Source organism: Herpetosiphon sp. NSE202, from assembly GCF_042688385.1.
Taxonomy (GTDB): Bacteria; Chloroflexota; Chloroflexia; order Chloroflexales; family Herpetosiphonaceae; genus Herpetosiphon.
In genome coordinates this window covers 83,296-99,700 of the sequence record NZ_JBHUPY010000018.1, presented here as the reverse complement: position 1 = coordinate 99,700, position 16,405 = coordinate 83,296, and the positions used below count along the sequence as shown (strand labels likewise).

The 16,405-nt window shown below is 50.6% G+C and carries 9 protein-coding genes; 5 read left to right on the top strand and 4 right to left on the bottom strand.

Features of this window, described 5'->3' with window-relative positions:
- Positions 1-235: 235 nt before the first annotated feature.
- Complete coding sequence (locus ACFMKP_RS20775) at positions 236-5,497, bottom strand: alpha amylase N-terminal ig-like domain-containing protein (protein WP_382294706.1); 5,262 nt, start codon at positions 5,495-5,497, stop codon at positions 236-238.
- 905 nt (positions 5,498-6,402) lie between these two features.
- On the opposite strand from ACFMKP_RS20775, the gene ACFMKP_RS20770 reads away from it, so the two are divergent.
- The 5 genes from ACFMKP_RS20770 (at position 6,403) to ubiE (ending at position 13,092) form a co-directional block, all read left to right on the top strand.
- Positions 6,403-8,253: a TIM-barrel domain-containing protein gene (locus ACFMKP_RS20770; protein WP_382294704.1), complete on the top strand. Its 1,851-nt coding sequence runs from the start codon at positions 6,403-6,405 to the stop codon at positions 8,251-8,253.
- Between the two features lie 45 nt (positions 8,254-8,298).
- Complete coding sequence (locus ACFMKP_RS20765; RefSeq protein WP_382294702.1) at positions 8,299-9,024, top strand: metal-dependent hydrolase; 726 nt, start codon at positions 8,299-8,301, stop codon at positions 9,022-9,024.
- 432 nt (positions 9,025-9,456) lie between these two features.
- Positions 9,457-11,790, top strand: a complete 2,334-nt coding sequence (locus ACFMKP_RS20760; RefSeq protein ID WP_382294700.1) for an RNA-binding domain-containing protein — start codon at positions 9,457-9,459, stop codon at positions 11,788-11,790.
- A complete protein-coding gene (locus tag ACFMKP_RS20755) occupies positions 11,783-12,382 on the top strand; it encodes a UbiX family flavin prenyltransferase (RefSeq protein ID WP_382294698.1) in 600 nt (199 codons plus the stop codon). Before ACFMKP_RS20760 ends, ACFMKP_RS20755 begins: the two co-directional genes overlap by 8 nt.
- Entirely contained in the window at positions 12,382-13,092 is a 711-nt protein-coding gene (ubiE, locus tag ACFMKP_RS20750) for a bifunctional demethylmenaquinone methyltransferase/2-methoxy-6-polyprenyl-1,4-benzoquinol methylase UbiE (RefSeq protein ID WP_382294697.1), read from the top strand. The genes ACFMKP_RS20755 and ubiE overlap by 1 nt, the downstream gene beginning before the upstream one ends.
- Positions 13,093-13,113: 21 nt before the next feature.
- Here the strand turns inward: ubiE and ACFMKP_RS20745 are convergent, their stop codons facing one another.
- The 3 genes from ACFMKP_RS20745 to ACFMKP_RS20735 form a co-directional block, all read right to left on the bottom strand.
- The gene (locus ACFMKP_RS20745; protein WP_382294695.1) at positions 13,114-14,157 is read right to left on the bottom strand and encodes an SAP domain-containing protein; all 1,044 of its coding nucleotides are present in this window, start codon (positions 14,155-14,157) and stop codon (positions 13,114-13,116) included.
- 205 nt (positions 14,158-14,362) lie between these two features.
- Entirely contained in the window at positions 14,363-14,569 is a 207-nt protein-coding gene (locus ACFMKP_RS20740) for a helix-turn-helix domain-containing protein (RefSeq protein ID WP_164689660.1), read from the bottom strand.
- A 141-nt stretch (positions 14,570-14,710) separates the two neighbouring features.
- Positions 14,711-15,856, bottom strand: coding sequence for a glycosyltransferase family 4 protein (locus tag ACFMKP_RS20735; protein ID WP_382294693.1), 1,146 nt, complete (start codon positions 15,854-15,856; stop codon positions 14,711-14,713).
- Positions 15,857-16,405 lie beyond the last annotated feature (549 nt).

Here is a 16,405-nt window from a genome sequence, read left to right as displayed (position 1 = left end):
ACCAACGTTTCAATAGGAGCCGTGCGCCAAATTTTAGGCACACCAAACCTAGCGTCGAGCGCTCGGCTTCCTATGCTCTCTGTTGGTGCTCGCAACGATGGCGGCCTAGACCATCCTCACAACAACCAACAGAGCCTCACCATTGAGCGGTGCAAAACGGGGTATCGCGCTGGCTAGGCCAGCGACAATACCCCGACACCATTATCGGTATTCAATTAGCGGGCAAGAATGAGAGTTAGTTGGTTCGTCCAACGATTGGCAGGAAGATTTTGAAGCCTTCGCGACCAACCGTGAAGCGTACAACGTAGCGTTGTTGCATTGGCGATGGATCACCAATGACCCGCCGAACATTGAATGCAGTTAGCGTGTAGGTTCCGTTTGGCAGTGGTGCTGCGGGGATGAAGCTGAAGGTTGTAGGGCTGGTAGCGACCACTGTTCCAGCGACGGGCTGATTTTGGGCGTTGGTCAAGACCAAGACGTTGCTAATTGGCATGGTTGCGGTAACAACTTGCGACCATGTAATTGAGAGATTGGCGGTTGGTGCAACCTCAACTGCGTTGTTGGCAATTGAGCTGCTGCTGACCAAGGGGTCGCGCCAAGCTTGAACAGCCTTGCGGTTGTCGTCGCCAGTGCCCCAGTTGGTATTGGTATCGTTCACGATGAAATGGCCGTCGTTGCCATATTCAATCGTCACACGGCGATTGTTGAAGCCTTCGATCGTGCCCCACGATTCGACCCGTTCCCATGTGCCACGCGTGTATTTGTAATCCAAGACCGTGCCTTCGAGAATTGGCTTGCTAAATTCCCAAGTATCGGTCAGCACCCGTTGCAGAATTTGGCCGTTGGCCGACCAAGCGCCGTTGAAGACCGCGCCATCGTTGCCAGCGATATACACGCTTTCGTTGGCGGGCGTTTCAGCGGGCACTTTGACCCGGAAGGTCACATCGACGACTCGTTGTTCAGCACGAATATCGACGCTATTCGAGAAGCCCGATTGATTGAACGAGCCATCAAGCGCCTTCAATTGATAGGTATAGGTAATGCCAGCCGTTACTTCGGTATCGGTGAAGATTGTGGTTGGGTGTAATACCGAGGCAATTGCGTTGCCATCGCGATACACATCGTAGCGATAGGTATCGTTTGAGCTTGAAACATCCCAGCCAATGACAATTTGTGCGGCTGAGCGGCGCACTTCACGCAAGTTAAGTGGCGCGCTTGGTGCGGTTGTATCGCTGCTGGCCTGCACCAACAAGCTTGCTGCTTGGGCTGGCGAGTAGCCATTGGCCGAGCCATCAAGGTCGGCGTAAATCCAGCTTGTGCCGCCATCGGTGCTATAGCGATAGGCAACATCGAAGCTACCAACGCTGGTGGGCAGCAGATTGCCGACAAATTCGTCGTTATTGCCATTTTGTACATTGAAACTGGCATCGAACCATTGCCAGCTAGCAGCGCTTGGCTGCGAGCCATCGGGGCCATAGCCAACTTCTGCCAACAAGCTCGGCGTTGCCCCAGCTTCGCTAGTCACACCTTCGATGTAGACCTGACCATAAATGTTGGTCGTTGGGTTGGTAATGCTGATCGTGTGGGTAATTGCTGCTGGGAATTGCAGATTCGACCAGTTAATCACATACGCTGGCAAGCCCGAAACTTCGTTGCTGGCGGCGCTTTCTAAGCCATTGCGCAGAGCTTTGACGACATAGTAGTAGCGTTGGCCTGGCGTTAGCCCAGCATTGCTAAAGTTGGTATTGGTGGTGTTGCCAACCAGTTCGTAGCCACCACCGCTGACAATTGAGCGATAGATGTTGTAGCTTTGGGCAGTTGCCACGCTATTCCAGCTAAGCTCGATGCTTTGTGACAATTGATTGGTCACTTGCAAGTTGGTTGGCGCAGCAGGCGCGCTCATATCAACGCTATCAGGAGTCAACCAAATGCCAACGCTTTGCGGCGCAACGCTGAAGGTATAGGTTGTGACATCGGTCGCTGGCAACAAGCCAGTTTGGCTCAATGGCATAGTCCGGGTCAGCACGGTGCCTGTTGGCACGTAGCCAGCCAAATTCAACTCGACCGTATGCGCTTGGCTATCGCGGTTGAAGACCACAATTGCCGCGCCATTTTCGTCTTTGCGGCCATAGGCCAAGACTTTGTTGGCATCGTCGGCGCTCAGCACATCGAACGAGCCAGTGCGCAAGTAGCTGTAGTCGCGGCGCAATTGACCGAGGCGTTGGTAGGTCGCCAACAAATTGGTGTCTGCTTTGCGCCATTCTGGCAAGCTGTTGTAGCCTGCTTGGTCAGTCCAAGGGTAGGGTTGGCGGTTGTATGGATCGTCGCGTGGCACATCGAAGCCATAGCCAGTTAAGCCAACTTCATCGCCATAATAGATGGTTGGCGCACCTGGCAAGGTCATTTGCAAAGCTGCAACCAACGACAAGCGATGGCGCGCATCAACAAAATTATCGACTGGTTGGCGATCGTAGCCCTCGCCAGTAAAGCCCAATTCGTTCAGCACATGCACGGCCCGATTGGTATCGTGGCTGTCGATCAAGTTCATTGCTGAATTGTAGGCTGGCGCTGGATAATCCTCGCGGATGGTTTCAAAGCTGTTGACAAATTGGCTTGGCAAAAGCGGATCGATCTCTTGGCCACCGTCGCCATCGACCCAGCGGGTATCGCGCAAGAAGCCCAAGACCGCGCGGCGATAGCGATAGTTCATGGTGCTGTCGAATTCATCGCCAAGCACCCGATCGCGCACATCGCCTTCGCTCCAAGTTTCGGAGTAGAGCACAGAATCGGGATTGGCGGCTTTCATCACGTCGCGCCACGTTTCGAAGAAGGTTGGGTTGACCCCAATCACATCGGGCACAACGTCGATGCGCCAGCCGTCGGCTTTGTTTTCGCCATCGACCCAGTAGCTGGCGGTGTTGGTTGGCAAGTTGGGGTTGCCGCCAGGCGTGCCAAACCAATAGGCCATTACTTCTGGGTGGTTGGTGTTGATTTGGGGCAGGGTTGCTACGCCAAACCAACCGCGATAGTTGCTATCGCCTGCACATACGCCCGTGCCTGGCTCAGCAGCTGGTTCAAAGAAGAACCATGTGCGATAAGGGCTATTGACGCTTTCGCATGCGCCAACTTCTGGGTGGCGGCCAAAGCGATCAAAGAATGGACTATCGCTGCTGACGTGATTTGGCACGCCGTCGAGCACCACCGTCATGCCCCGATTGTGGGCATCTTCGACCAAATCATCAAAGGCTTGTTGCCCACCAAAAGCTGGGTCGACCGTGCGATAGTTGCGACCATCGTATTTGTGGTTCGATGGGCTATCGAAAATTGGGTTGAGATAGAGCGTGGTTACGCCCAACTCTTGCAAATAATCGAGTTTATCTTGGACCCCGTTCAAGTCGCCACCATACATGGTGCTGCTGTAAGTCGACCACCATGGGTTGCTTGGGTCGGTAAATGGTTCTGGATCGGGCACAATCGAGTTCCACGGCGTGACTGGGAAGCGATGGCCGCGCTCGGTTGGGTAGAACCAGCCGCGCCCGGGGTAGGTCGTGTCGGTTGCTACACCGGTTGGGTCGTTGCCAACATCGCCATTGCGAAAGCGCTCGACGAAAATTTGATAAATCGTGGCGTTTTGCGCCCATTCAGGCGTGGTAAACGCTGGGTCGTAGATGTAGATATTCCACGAGCGATCAGCGCTGGTGTTGACCACCTCTCCTAAGCCACCATCGAACAAGCTATCATCTTCGTAGAAGACGGTTGTGCTACCATCTTCGAGGATGAAACGATAGTAAACCACGCCCAGCACAGTTTGGGCTGGCATGGTGTATTCCCAATAGTCGTAGCTTTCGTCGCTAGCAACTTTGGTCATACGTTGAATGCTTTGACCGTTGTTGGCGGTGTAATACAAACGAATCCGCGCTTGAGTGATGTCGTGAGCAGCGGTGCGCAAGCGCAATTTGACCGCTTGATTGAGCGGAGCAGCGCCGAATGGCACGCGATAGAGCGATTCGCGGCTATGGTGCTCGATTGCATCGCGATTGATCAAGCCATCGCCAATGACAGAATCGGGAATTTGGCCATCACGTTGCGGCGTAATCGCCACGCGGCCAGTGCGATTATCCAAATAAAACACAACGGTTTCATTCAATGTGGTTGTCGTAAAGCCGATTGGAGCCGGCTCACCAGCATCAAAAACCCGACCCTGAGCATTGTATTGCTCTGTCCAAGAGCCGGTGCGGGTGAACTTAGCGCCATAATCGCCAGGTGCGGCCACGGTGTAGCGTAGTACAAATTGATTGGATGCGATTTGGCTCATCTTGGTGGTGGGATTGTTATTGCTCCAGCCTTGGAATGCACCAACTACCGTGAAATCATTTGATGAATCGAGTGCATTGACAATGTTTTGGCTTGGCAGCAAATCCCAGCCGTTATCATTTGCGTGATTGTTGCTATCGAACAACAATTTTACGGTTTGATTTGGCTCGGTTGTGTAAATCCAAGCGTTGGCAGCAGGGAAGGCAGTTGCCCAATTACACGCATTAACCTTCCATTCGTAGGTGCCAGCGGTTGGCACGACAACATCGCGGCTGAAAACGCCGTCGCCGCTTACCAAGTCGCCTTGAGTGCCGTTATCGACCAATGGATTGCCAGTTTCTTGCCAGCCCGGGTTTTGGTAACTGCCTGGCGCACACCAAGGGCCAGTGTTGCCAGCAGTTTGTGGGCGAATCGTCAGGCGGCTGGTGTTGGTATCGAGCAAAAACGTTACTTTTTGATTGGCTTCGGTGGTGGTAAAGCCAATGTTGCCTTGATCAATGGCGCGGCCAAGGGAATTGACTTGGGTTGTCCAATCGCCAGTATGAGTTGCTTTACCTTCATACGTACCAGCGCTTGGCACGGTATAGACCAACGAATACCAGCCGTTGCCAATGTTGGCCATGGCTGTGGCAGGGTCGTTGTTTGTCCAAGAAGCACTTTGGAAGGTACCAACAGCCGTCCAATTGGCAAAGCCTGAATCGTAGGCGTGAACGATATTTTGGCTTGGCACGCCATGATTGCCAGCATTATTGCTGTAATTGTTGGTATCGAGGGTCAATTTGACTGTTTGATTAGCTTGGGTGGTATTCATCCAAGCATTGGGGCCAGCAGGAACCGAGGTTCCCCAATCGCCACAAATGACGGCCTTCCATTCTGAGCGGCCAGCAGTTGGTACAACAGCATCAAATGAATAGATGCCATCGCCAGCGACTAGATCGCCATTGAGACCTTCATCATTGGCTTGGGTTGCACTGTTGTTCCAGCCTTGGAACGCACCAGCGAAACACCAATTAACTTGAGCATTGGAAACAGTGGGAGCGTTGGTTGCGGCCAAATCAACCTTGCTGGGTTGAGCGGCAACCACGGGAGTTTGAGGACTAAGCGTGGGGATCATTAACGCCAATAGCATACTAATCAGCAGCATTCGGCTGATTAGGCTCCGACGATGGGCTGTGTCACGCATGGACGGCTCCTTTGGTAAGGGTTTTTATTTGAACTGCATTGTCCTTGATTTGTTGCGTCGTCAAACAAACTTTAGCGGTGCTGCGATCATAGCCTACTGCTAATACTTTGTCAACTGAACGAACGAGGTTTTAAATAACGTAAAAATGCTTACAATCAATATAAAAATAGATTGCTATAAAGGGATAAAACGATTTTAATTGATAGATGTTTTGACTGTTTTGAATGCTCAATTGGTAACTAAAATCTGATCGATTTTGATCGCAACTATGTTTCACGTGAAACCTTGATTGAATTGCAAAGTGCGTAAGAATGAAATCACGAAGAGCGCGAAGGGTTAATTGGCTACAGGCTATGGGCTATCGGAGATCCTTGGTATATAAACAATTGTTCCGCTGGCCAATAGCCATATGCTCTATGTTCTGTGTTCTGTGCTCTGCGTTAACGAAGGGCTGAAACCACGAAGGACGCGAAGGCTGTTTTCGCCACCGATTGTACAGATTGCTTTGATTATGTTCCAATAGCCCATAGCCCAAAGCCATCAGCCAATAGCTATCGTCCCTCTGCGCCGCTGCGTTAATCGTTGCCCTTTGCCTTCATCCTTCATACATTCCCCTGTGTTCTATGCTCTATGTTCTATGTTCTATGTGTACTGGTTCACTGCGTTAACCTTCGATTGTCCCCTCACCCCCTAACCCGCCTGCGAGGCGAGGGGGAACCGCTGAATCAGTGCTCCCCTCGCCCGCGTTCAGTGGGAGAAGGGCTGAGGGTAAGGGCATGAATCTCGTTGCCAACCCAATGAACCAGTACATCTATGCTCTATGTTCTATGCTCTATATTCTATGTTGTATGTTCTCTATTCCCACTATAATAGATTGCAACGACTGATCACTACCTGAGGTATTTATGGCATATACCCTTGAATCAACAGGCTTATTGGTGTTTCAACGCGATGATGAAGAGGTGCTGACGATTCAGCCCTATTTGGCTCAATATGGCTCGCAGTTTGCCGCAATGGGCGTGCAAATCCAGCCAGATACAGTGCAATACACTAGCTTCGATAACCAAACCTTTGAATTGAATCTCGAAACTACACCAACAGGCTATCGCTTGGTGTTTCACGTGAAACATCAAGTTGCCCAAATTGGCCTTGCAATCGGCATTCAGCCAGCAGGCTCGTGGTATGGCATGGGCGAACGCGTGATCCAAAGCTGGCCGCTCAATTTGGCTGGCGTGCAAAGCCAACCCTTCATTACCTACGATCACGCCGATGATGGCACGCTTAATATTGTTACGCCAGTTTGGATTGGCGCGAATGGCGTGGCGTTGATGGTTGCCGAAGATACTGGCCCATTGCACGTCACGATCGATAGCGATCCTGCTGGCCTCATTCGCCTATTGCAATTTCCTTCGCCAACTCCATTTGGTGCTGGCTTGGATGGCAGCGAAATACATTATGCAGGCACGCGCTTGGTACTCGATCTGGTGATTGCTGAGAATGTGAGCCTCGCTGCCCAACAGATTATTCAAAAACTTGGCTATCCCAAAGTCGCGCCGCCCTTGGCCATGTTCAGCAAGCCAATCTGGACAACCTGGGCACGCTATAAAATGGATATCGATCAAGCTCAAACCTTGGCCTTTGCCCAAGAAATCATCGATCAACAGTATCCCTACTCCGTGCTCGAAATCGATGATCGCTGGCAAACAGCCTATGGCGATTTAGAATTCGATCTGGGCAAGTTTCCCGATCCCAAGGCAATGGTCGATCAGTTGCATCAGCTTGGCTATAAAGTAACCTTGTGGATTCCTCCATTTTTCGATCCCAAGAGTGCAGCATTTGCCGAAGCAGCAGCCAACGGCTATTTGGTCAAACATCCTGGCAATGATCAACCCTATTTAACTCGTTGGTGGCAAGGTTGGGGCGGTCTGTTGGATGTTTCGAATCCAGCGGCATTGGAATGGTGGCAAGCAGGCTTAGAACGCTTGCAAAGCTTGTATGGCATCGATGGCTTTAAATTCGATGGTGCTGAAGGCAATTTCTTGCCAGCTGAAGCCAAAACCCATCTGCCAATGACTCCCAATCAATATAGCGATCGTTACGTTGCCTTCGTGGCTCAATCGTGGCAATGGACGGAGGTGCGCACTGGTTGGCGCTCGCAACAACAGCCAATTTTCTTCCGCGAATGGGATAAATGGAGCCGCTGGGGCATGGATAATGGCTTGCATGCGGTTGTCACTCAAGCGCTTACTATGAGCGTGATCGGTTATCCCTATGTTTTGCCCGATATGATTGGCGGCAATGCCTATAATGGCGAGTTTCCCGAACGTGAATTGCTAATTCGTTGGACCCAAGTTACTGCGCTCTTGCCAGCCATGCAATTCTCAATTGCGCCTTGGCAATATGATGCTGAAACCAGCCAAATTTGCCAGCGTTATGCGCAATTGCACGCTGAGCTAGAGCCATATATCGCTGAATTGTTGCAAGCAACCACAACCGACGGCACGCCGCTGGTACGGCCTTTGTGGTGGCACTACCCCGACGATGCCAGCACACGCTTTATTGGCGACCAATGGTTGTTTGGCGAGCAATATTTGGCTGCGCCGATTCTCCAAGCCAAGCGCTACCAACGTGACATCTACTTGCCCGAAGGTGGTTGGCGCGATTATTGGACTGGTGAGAAATTCGATGGCGAAACTTGGCTCTACAATTATCCTGCGCCCTTGGAAACCATGCCTTTATTCGAACGGCTGTGGTAGAATTTTAGCGAGTTAGCAGTATTTGGTGTGTAAGGAGATCATTTCATGGCCAACACGACCATCACTTGGCTTGGTCACGCCAGCTTTTTATTCGTCACGCCCGAAGGCAAACGGATTATTCTTGATCCTTGGTACGAACATAATCTAAGCTTTCCTGCTTCGGCTAAGGCTGAGCTTGAGCATGTTGATGCGATTTTGCTCACTCACGGTCATAGCGACCACACCGGTAACGCGGTTGAGCTTGCCAACCAAAGCAAAGCGCCAATTGCTGGCATTGCCGAATTAATTGGCTGGGTGCAAGGCCAAGGTGTCGCTGCGACACAATGTATTGGCTATAATAAAGGCGGTTGCATCGAGATTGCTGGCATCAAAGCAACATTAACCACAGCACACCATAGCAGCAGCATCACCAGTGGCAATATTTCACTCTATTTGGGCGATCCATGTGGTTTTATTCTCGAATTTTCCGATGGCTGTGTGGTCTATGTGACGGGCGATACCTGTATCCACAGCGATATGGCCTTGATGGGCGAAATCTATCAGCCCAACGTAACTATTTTGCCAATTGGCGATTTCTATACCATGGGGCCACGCCAAGCAGCTCATTCCCTCAAATTAATCGGCTCGCAATTCGCAATTCCAGAGCATTACGGCACGTTCCCTGCCTTGCATGGCAACCCTGAAGCCTTGCAAAATGAGTTGAATAAGCTTGAGTTGAAAACAGAAATTGTGGCCTTGCAACCAGGTCAATCTTGGACGTACCAGGCCTAAATGTTTCCCGTGAAACATTTAAAGTATTGAATCAACAGCGTGCTGCCTAAACAACAGCACGCTGTTTTTATAGCGTGCGAATTTACTCGATCACATGTGAAGATATGCACGACTATCCGCAATTGCTTAACCGCGAATCAACCTTAGCGCCTAAAATGGCCAAGTTATACACATTTCCCACAGCTTTTCCACATTAGCAATTAACCAAAGTTATCCACATGCTGTGGATAACTTCTTGATAACTAAGTTGCTTTAAGCCAAAACTTGATTGTTTCACGGGAAACAATAGAACATATTTGCGACCCAGAGGTCAAATTTAAGTAAATTGCTGCCCTGAGCAGATTGAGGTATCATGACGAACAAAATCGACACGAGAAGTCGAGAGTTTTTGGCAAAAGAAAAAACATTGATCTTGATGGAGTAAAACGGAAAATGACGTTTAGCGATGAGCAGTTATCTGCGCCTTCCGAGCGATGGATGCGTTTAGATTTACATATCCATACGCCAGCATCTGAAGATTATGCCGAACCTGAGGTAAGTTATCTCGATATTTTACGGGCCGCCGCCGCCCATCAACTTGATATTATTGCCTTTACCGACCACAACACGATTCGCGGCTATGAGCAATTTCGCGATGAATTAGCCTTACTCGAACGCTTTGTGCAAGCCGACCGCTGTACACCCGAGGAGCGCGAACGCTACGGCGAATATCAACAATTGCTGGCTCAACTGACTGTGCTGCCAGGCTTTGAATTTACCAGCCACTATGGTTCGCATATTCTGGCCCTTTTTGCCCCAACCACTCCGCTCAGCGTGCTTGAAGCAGTCTTGTTGCAATTGGGTATTCCAGCTCAAGAATTAAAGGCTGGCTCATGCTCAATCTCCAACACCAAACACGTTACCGAAGCCTATGAGATTATCAATCGGGCTGGGGGCATCGTAATTGCCGCCCACGTTAATGCCCATTCTGGTGTGGTCAGCGAATCAATTCGCTTTGGCAATAGCGGTCAATCGCGCGTCGCCGCAACCCAAAGCCCCTATTTACACGCTCTCGAATTTGTCCATTTCTACGCTTCACACGAAAGTTACCTCAGCCCAACCTTTTATAATGGCCAACATACCTACTACGAACGGCCAATGTTCTGTATTCAAGGCTCCGATGCTCATCGCATCAATCGCGCCGCTGCCGACGACCAAGAAAGCAAAAAACTCTATGGCGTTGGCGACCGCTATTTCGAGGCACTTTTGTCCGAAGCTTCATTCGATGCCTTGAAAACTTTGTTGAATAGCAAGCAAATCGATAAGGTGCGCGTGCCACGCCGCGACCAAAAGCAATGGGAGATTGATAACGTGCGACTGAATGGCGATTCGCGCCACTTAATTGCCCGTCCGGCAACCGAGGAGTATCTGGCGCAAGTTTGGCACGATGTGGCAGCCCTTGCCAATGCTGATGGCGGGGTGATCTTAATTGGCACCGATGGCGAGCAAACAGTCTCAGCAAGCAGCATAAGCGAGCAAATTAAGCAACTTGTGGCTCAAAACCTCGACCCGCAACCAAATCTCAGCCTCGAATTAATGCAATATCAAGAACGCGATGTTGTGCGGGTTGAAGTTAAGCCCGATGAATTGCCACCCTATGTTGCAAGCAATGGCGCAGTCTATGTGCGTCGCGACGATCAAACGCAGGTCGCCAACCGCGAAGAATTATTGCAACTTGCCCGCCGCGCTTTGGTTCGCAGCATGATGTCGCCACTTGATAATGGCGAAGATCTCGAATTGCCACGCTCAGGGGTCGAAATTGTGAGCGAGCAAAAACGCAACTCAGTTTGGACCTACGAAGTGCGTGATTTGCGCACCACCACCGGCGTTGAACGCGATCGCGCTCAAGGGTTGTGGGCTTATGCCATCTCGCGCCACGAAGAATTGCGCGATGCCAAAATTGACCTCAACGAAGATGTGCGTTGGTATGGACGGCTTGGCGTTTGGCGCACCTTCCAGCAAGGCAATCGCACCAAATACGATCTGATTCATCGCGATGCCTCAGGCGTAATCGACCATATTTTCTATGGCGTTTCTGAATGGGGCCTTGGCGAGGGTTGGCGCGCGCTGCTCGGCATCAACGATAGTTTTGCGGTCGATGCCAACGATAACGACGATCATGCGCCAATCAGCGCACCACGCAGCTTTAGCCCGCCAATCGACGATGCAGAAGCTGACAACGAAGACAATTGGCTGCCTTGGGGCGACCGTAAATATCGTTGGAAGGGCCGCGGCGGCTTATGGCGCATCTATGGCAACGACGAAAAAATGCGTTTCGACCTTGCTATGAAAAACAAAGAAGATGAAGATTTCCAAACCTTCAACGATGTAACCCGCGCCAAATTGACCGAAGCATGGCTCAATTTGATTCGGGTCAAGCCACCAACCACAGGCATCGAAGTTGTGGCAATGGAAGAAAGCGATTTTGGCCGCTCCTTCCGCTTCCGCAATTTGCGCAGCGGCGAGGTCAGCGACCCATGGCGCGATTTGGATCTTGAGCAAGGTACGGTGCGCGAATATGCCGCCCGCATGTTCCTCGAAGATCTGCCAATTGACGAGGCTTCGGTGCGCTGGTGGGGCAATATTGGCTATATGCGGCCAATGCGCTCGCAGGTCGATCTCGTCTATCGCGATGAAGATGGCGTTGACCATATCTACTATGCTGCGCGCCGAGAAGAGTTGGAAAACGAATGGCGTGAATTGCTGGAGCTTTGGGACGATGAGTAAGCGTTTGCCGGTGGTGGTTGGGGTTAGTGGTGCAAGCGGTGCGGCGCTAGCCAAGCGCGTGATCGAACGATTGATTGCGCTCGAACACCCAATTGAGTTGGTTGCCACCTCCTCAGCGCGGATCGTTTGGCGCCAAGAACAAGGCGAATCTTGGGCCGAAGCGGTTGCTGCTTGGCAGGCTTCGGGCCTAATCACCGAGCATAATCCCAACAATCAGGCGGCAACGATTGCCAGCGGCTCGTACCCAGTTTATGGCATGCTAATTGTGCCCTGTTCGATGGGCACGGTTGCGGCCTTGGCTGCTGGCCTCGCCAACAATTTGCTGTTGCGCGTGGCCGATGTGACCCAAAAAGAGGGACGGCGCTTAGTCGTCGTCCCGCGCGAAACGCCGCTTTCGAGCGTGCATTTGGAAAATATGTTGCGTTTATCGCAGCGCGGCGTGCGGCTTGTACCGCCAATGCCCAATTTCTACGCTCGCCCAACCACGGTTGCCGAAGTCGTCGATTTTGTGGCGGCCCGCGCTTTAGTTGCCTTGGGGCTAAGCCCTGAGCTTGATAGTGACCAGCAATGGGCTGGCTTGGAGCTTGAATAATGTCTGTCTTGCCACAATCCGCTGAGAAAGCAGTCTATGTTAATGCCATGTTCACAGCCATTGCCGAACGCTATGATCTGATGAATCGGCTAATGACCTTTGGGCTGGATCAAGGCTGGCGGCGTTGGGCAACCAAACGCATCAAGCAACAACAAGCTACGTGGGCCTTGGATGTTGGCTCTGGCACAGGCGATTTTCTGCCAATTTTGCAACGTGCCATGCCGCAGATTGGCGTAGTTGGGTTGGATTTTACTTTTGCCATGATGGCGGCGGGCCAAGCCAAACGCGACCAAGACACAACTGACCATAGTTTTGTTAATGGCGATGGGATGCAACTGCCATTCGCCGACGAATCGTTTGATATTGTGACTACTGGCTTTGCCATGCGCAACATCGTGGATATTCGCCAAGCGTTTAGCGAAATGGCACGCGTCACCAAGCCAGGTGGCAAATTGGCATGCTTAGAAGTTGCTCGGCCCAAAAATCCCTTGGTGCGTTGGGGCCATCAATTCTATTTCAACAACATTGTGCCGATTATTGGCAGCATCGTTGGCGGCAACAATCGCGCGTATACCTATTTGCCTCAATCTGCATCGATCTTTCCGCAACCACCTGAGCTAGCCCAAATTATCGCCGAATGTGGCTGGCGCGATGTGACCTGGAATCAATTGGGCTTGGGCGCAGTTGCCGTGCATATTGCCACCAAATAAACACCTTGCGAGGAGAGATGTTTAATTACCTATAATGCAAGTTCCATCTGGGTTGAAATAATTAGTTTGATCAATATAATCAAAATAGCAACTGAGCGGACTCTGGCAATCCTTCGGTGGCAACATCGGAATTTCAGCTACTGGATAGATGTTGTTAAGCTTTTGACATACAGGGCATGCTTCTGGGCTAGCCACAATCTCAACCGTGGTATCAATCCAATCCTTCGTATAGATCTGGATGGTTGCAATATGAAACGTATAGTCATTCAACAACTGAGCTAGCTGGGCAGCGCTAAAACGATTATCTCCAGCTATAGCATTAGGCAACCAGCGGGTTAACTCATTGCCCCATAAAAAGCGCATTGCCGTAGCAAGGCGAATAGCGTATTGATGGGCATCTTCAAGCTGATCGAAATAACTAAATGGATGGGTCATAAAGATGCTCAACAAGAGCGCTACGTCATCATTATAAAAATCTATTGGAAACACACCCGAATGATACTCATGCAATGCAATCTGCTCAGCTCGATAGAATTCACCCTCGTTCAATGCAGCCATACACGCTGCTTCTGCGATGACTCGCTGTTGGGCCTCATACTCAAGAAAGGGTTCAACCAGTGATTCCCCATAGTCGCTTAGGATAAGCAATGGGTTATCTGCTACAATCGCAGCCATTCCCGCCGGATCAGCCTCAATCAAGCGAGCAATAAGGTCAGCTTTTTGGCCAGATCTATCTAAATCCCGTTCTTGAGCCAATGTTTTGAGTTGCAGCTCAGTCAATTCGTCAAGTAACGTGTTGATTGAAGGGCGAACCAAGATTCCATCCTGAATCCAACGCTCAATCGTGAGTTTTGGAGGTTCGTCGAGGACTGAATACCAAAGTTCGCCTACACTAACCTCGGCAAAGATTTGTGGATTTGTAGCAGATCGAAATTCGTTCAGGAACATAAAGTGAGCAGGGAATTTGCGCCAATCATCAAGGATTGTTAGTTGATTAGGCTCAACGGGAGTTGGTTGGGCTGCTTGATTAGCGCTATTATCAAAAGGTTTTTCGAAAAAGTCCATACTATCCTCACTCAAAAGTAGCATTAAGTATAACAATCTATCGCGTGTTTTGCATCATGCAGCTCTATTTAATCCAACTTTCTGCTTCGGCCATAGCATTTGCGAGGAGAGATGTTTAAGACCTCAGCGCCTGAAATTAAAAAAAGCCCGCTGGATTCGTGAAGAATCCAGCGGGCTTTGGGTTGTCTGCCAAAAAAGTTGAAACCTAGGCAGCGCTTGGAGCAAATTGGCGTTCTTGCTCCATTTCGTAGCGCGCCTTCAAGATATTTTGAATCTCATCTTCGGAAATTCGCCAGCCACGCCCAAGTTGATACGCGCCAATCAACTTTTTGCTTACCCAACGCCGCACGGTATCTTCGGAAAGCTGCATTAATCCGGCGGCTTCTTCGATTGAATAATCATGGGAACGCATATGCGCCTCCTCTAGATAGCTCATCGTTAGAATCCACCACATTGGGGTTCGTTGCCACCGTTGGCATAGGCCTTACTATAGCATAAAAAGATTAAGCGCCTGTTATGCAAACTACACAAAAAAGCGCTTAATCGCTTGGCACTATTGCACAGTTTGGGCTAAAGTTTTTTTGTAAAACTCCATAATTTGGTCGCCAATCACTTGCCAGCTATAGCCTTTGGCCTGTTGGCGATTCGATTGGCCAATTTTTTTGCGCGCTGCTGGGCTGGCGATAAAGCTGGCAATTGCCCCAGCCATTGCCCGTGGATCGCGCGGTGGCACGGCTAAATTACCTGGATGATTGACCAAAACGCCTGCATAGCCCGCATTAGCTGCCGCCACGACTGGCAAACCAAGCGCCATCGCCTCGACAATCACATAGCCAAAACTCTCTTGACCAATTGCTGGCGCACAAAAAATATCGGCGCTTGCCATCAAATGCGGCAAGGCCAAATCGGTCACATAGCCAAGCCATTCTACATTTTTCAAGTGCAATTGGTCGGCTAGGGCATGCAATTCTTCGCGCAACGGCCCATCACCAGCAATTACAAGGCGTAGTTGGTTGGGATAATCTTTTTGCAGCAAGGCATAAGCGCGCAGCAAATACTCCACACCTTTGCGCTGCTCCAAACGCCCAAGCGTAAAGAGGGTAATTTTATCGTCATCATATTGGCGTAGGCGAGGCAAATTGGCTGCATCCTCAAAGCGCTCAAGATTGATGCCGCTCGCAATGACCGTGTATTCATCTTGCTTGCCAAAAATCGCATGCGCCGTCTCCATTGCTGCCTGCGAACCAGCAATTCGGCCATGCACATGGCGAAAGAAATCGGGCAAGATATGCTTGGCCATGCGCAAAGCCTGTAATTTCCATGCTTCATCAACCCGATTATGAAAGGTCGAGATATGGCAAGCCTTAGAATTGGCCAAAATTCGCCCACCCATTGTTGGCGAGTGCAACGTCTGAATATGCAAAATATCGCAGTTCTCGGCCTCTAACAGCTCGCGCAACCGCCGATTGGATTCAAGGCAGATTGGCAACGAGGTATTCGAGCCGCTGCCATAGGTTGGCAACGAAATGCCCAAAGGAATAATCCGCTCGGCCAATTTAGCGTTATCAAACTGGCTACCACCAGCAAAAATCACCACTTCGTGGCCTAGGCTCTCAAAATAATGGTACAAACCCCGAATATAAACCTGAATGCCACCAATCCGGTGCATGTGATCATCAAAGACAAAGCCAATTTTCATAGTGCAACCTCAACACAATTCTGGTTCAATCTTCGTCACGATCGCCAAAATGTCAAGCAGAAAAGTTAGGGATTAGGGGCAGGTGTCAGGGTCAGCAACCGGAACCACGAATGGGATGAGGCTAATGGCTTTTGGCATGAGTCTATCGGCTTTGGGGCTTCTGCCTTTTGATTTTGACTTCTGGTTTTCATCCCTCATCCTTCGGTTACTCTGCGCCTCTGCGTTAAGCATTTGATCCACGAAGATCGCGAAGCACACGAAGGCGAGGTTTTTTAGCCACAGATTGGCACAGATTCGTGGGATTATGATCGTGCCAGCCCAAAGCCAATAGCCAATAGCCAATAGCTGTACTAGTTCATTAGGTTAACCACGGCTTGATCCCCTCACCCCAACCCCTCGCCCACGTGGCGGGCGAGGGGCTTTAACGCCGTGGTTCTTGCGCAATCCGTCGGTAAAAACCAGTGCTCCCCCTCGCCCGCGTTCAGTGGGAGAGGGGGTTGGGGGGTGAGGGAACATGGGTGCTAATGCAATGAACTAATACACATAGCC

What these genes read in the sequence shown, in the direction of transcription:
- ACFMKP_RS20760 (WP_382294700.1), top strand. Translation starts at nt 9,457, where the DNA reads ATGACGTTTAGCGATGAGCAGTTATCTGCGCCTTCCGAGCGATGGATG.
- ubiE (WP_382294697.1), top strand. Translation starts at nt 12,382, where the DNA reads ATGTCTGTCTTGCCACAATCCGCTGAGAAAGCAGTCTATGTTAATGCC.
- ACFMKP_RS20770 (WP_382294704.1), top strand. Translation starts at nt 6,403, where the DNA reads ATGGCATATACCCTTGAATCAACAGGCTTATTGGTGTTTCAACGCGAT.
- ACFMKP_RS20735 (WP_382294693.1), bottom strand. Translation starts at nt 15,856, where the DNA reads ATGAAAATTGGCTTTGTCTTTGATGATCACATGCACCGGATTGGTGGC.
- ACFMKP_RS20745 (WP_382294695.1), bottom strand. Translation starts at nt 14,157, where the DNA reads ATGGACTTTTTCGAAAAACCTTTTGATAATAGCGCTAATCAAGCAGCC.
- ACFMKP_RS20755 (WP_382294698.1), top strand. Translation starts at nt 11,783, where the DNA reads ATGAGTAAGCGTTTGCCGGTGGTGGTTGGGGTTAGTGGTGCAAGCGGT.
- ACFMKP_RS20765 (WP_382294702.1), top strand. Translation starts at nt 8,299, where the DNA reads ATGGCCAACACGACCATCACTTGGCTTGGTCACGCCAGCTTTTTATTC.
- ACFMKP_RS20740 (WP_164689660.1), bottom strand. Translation starts at nt 14,569, where the DNA reads ATGCGTTCCCATGATTATTCAATCGAAGAAGCCGCCGGATTAATGCAG.
- ACFMKP_RS20775 (WP_382294706.1), bottom strand. Translation starts at nt 5,497, where the DNA reads ATGCGTGACACAGCCCATCGTCGGAGCCTAATCAGCCGAATGCTGCTG.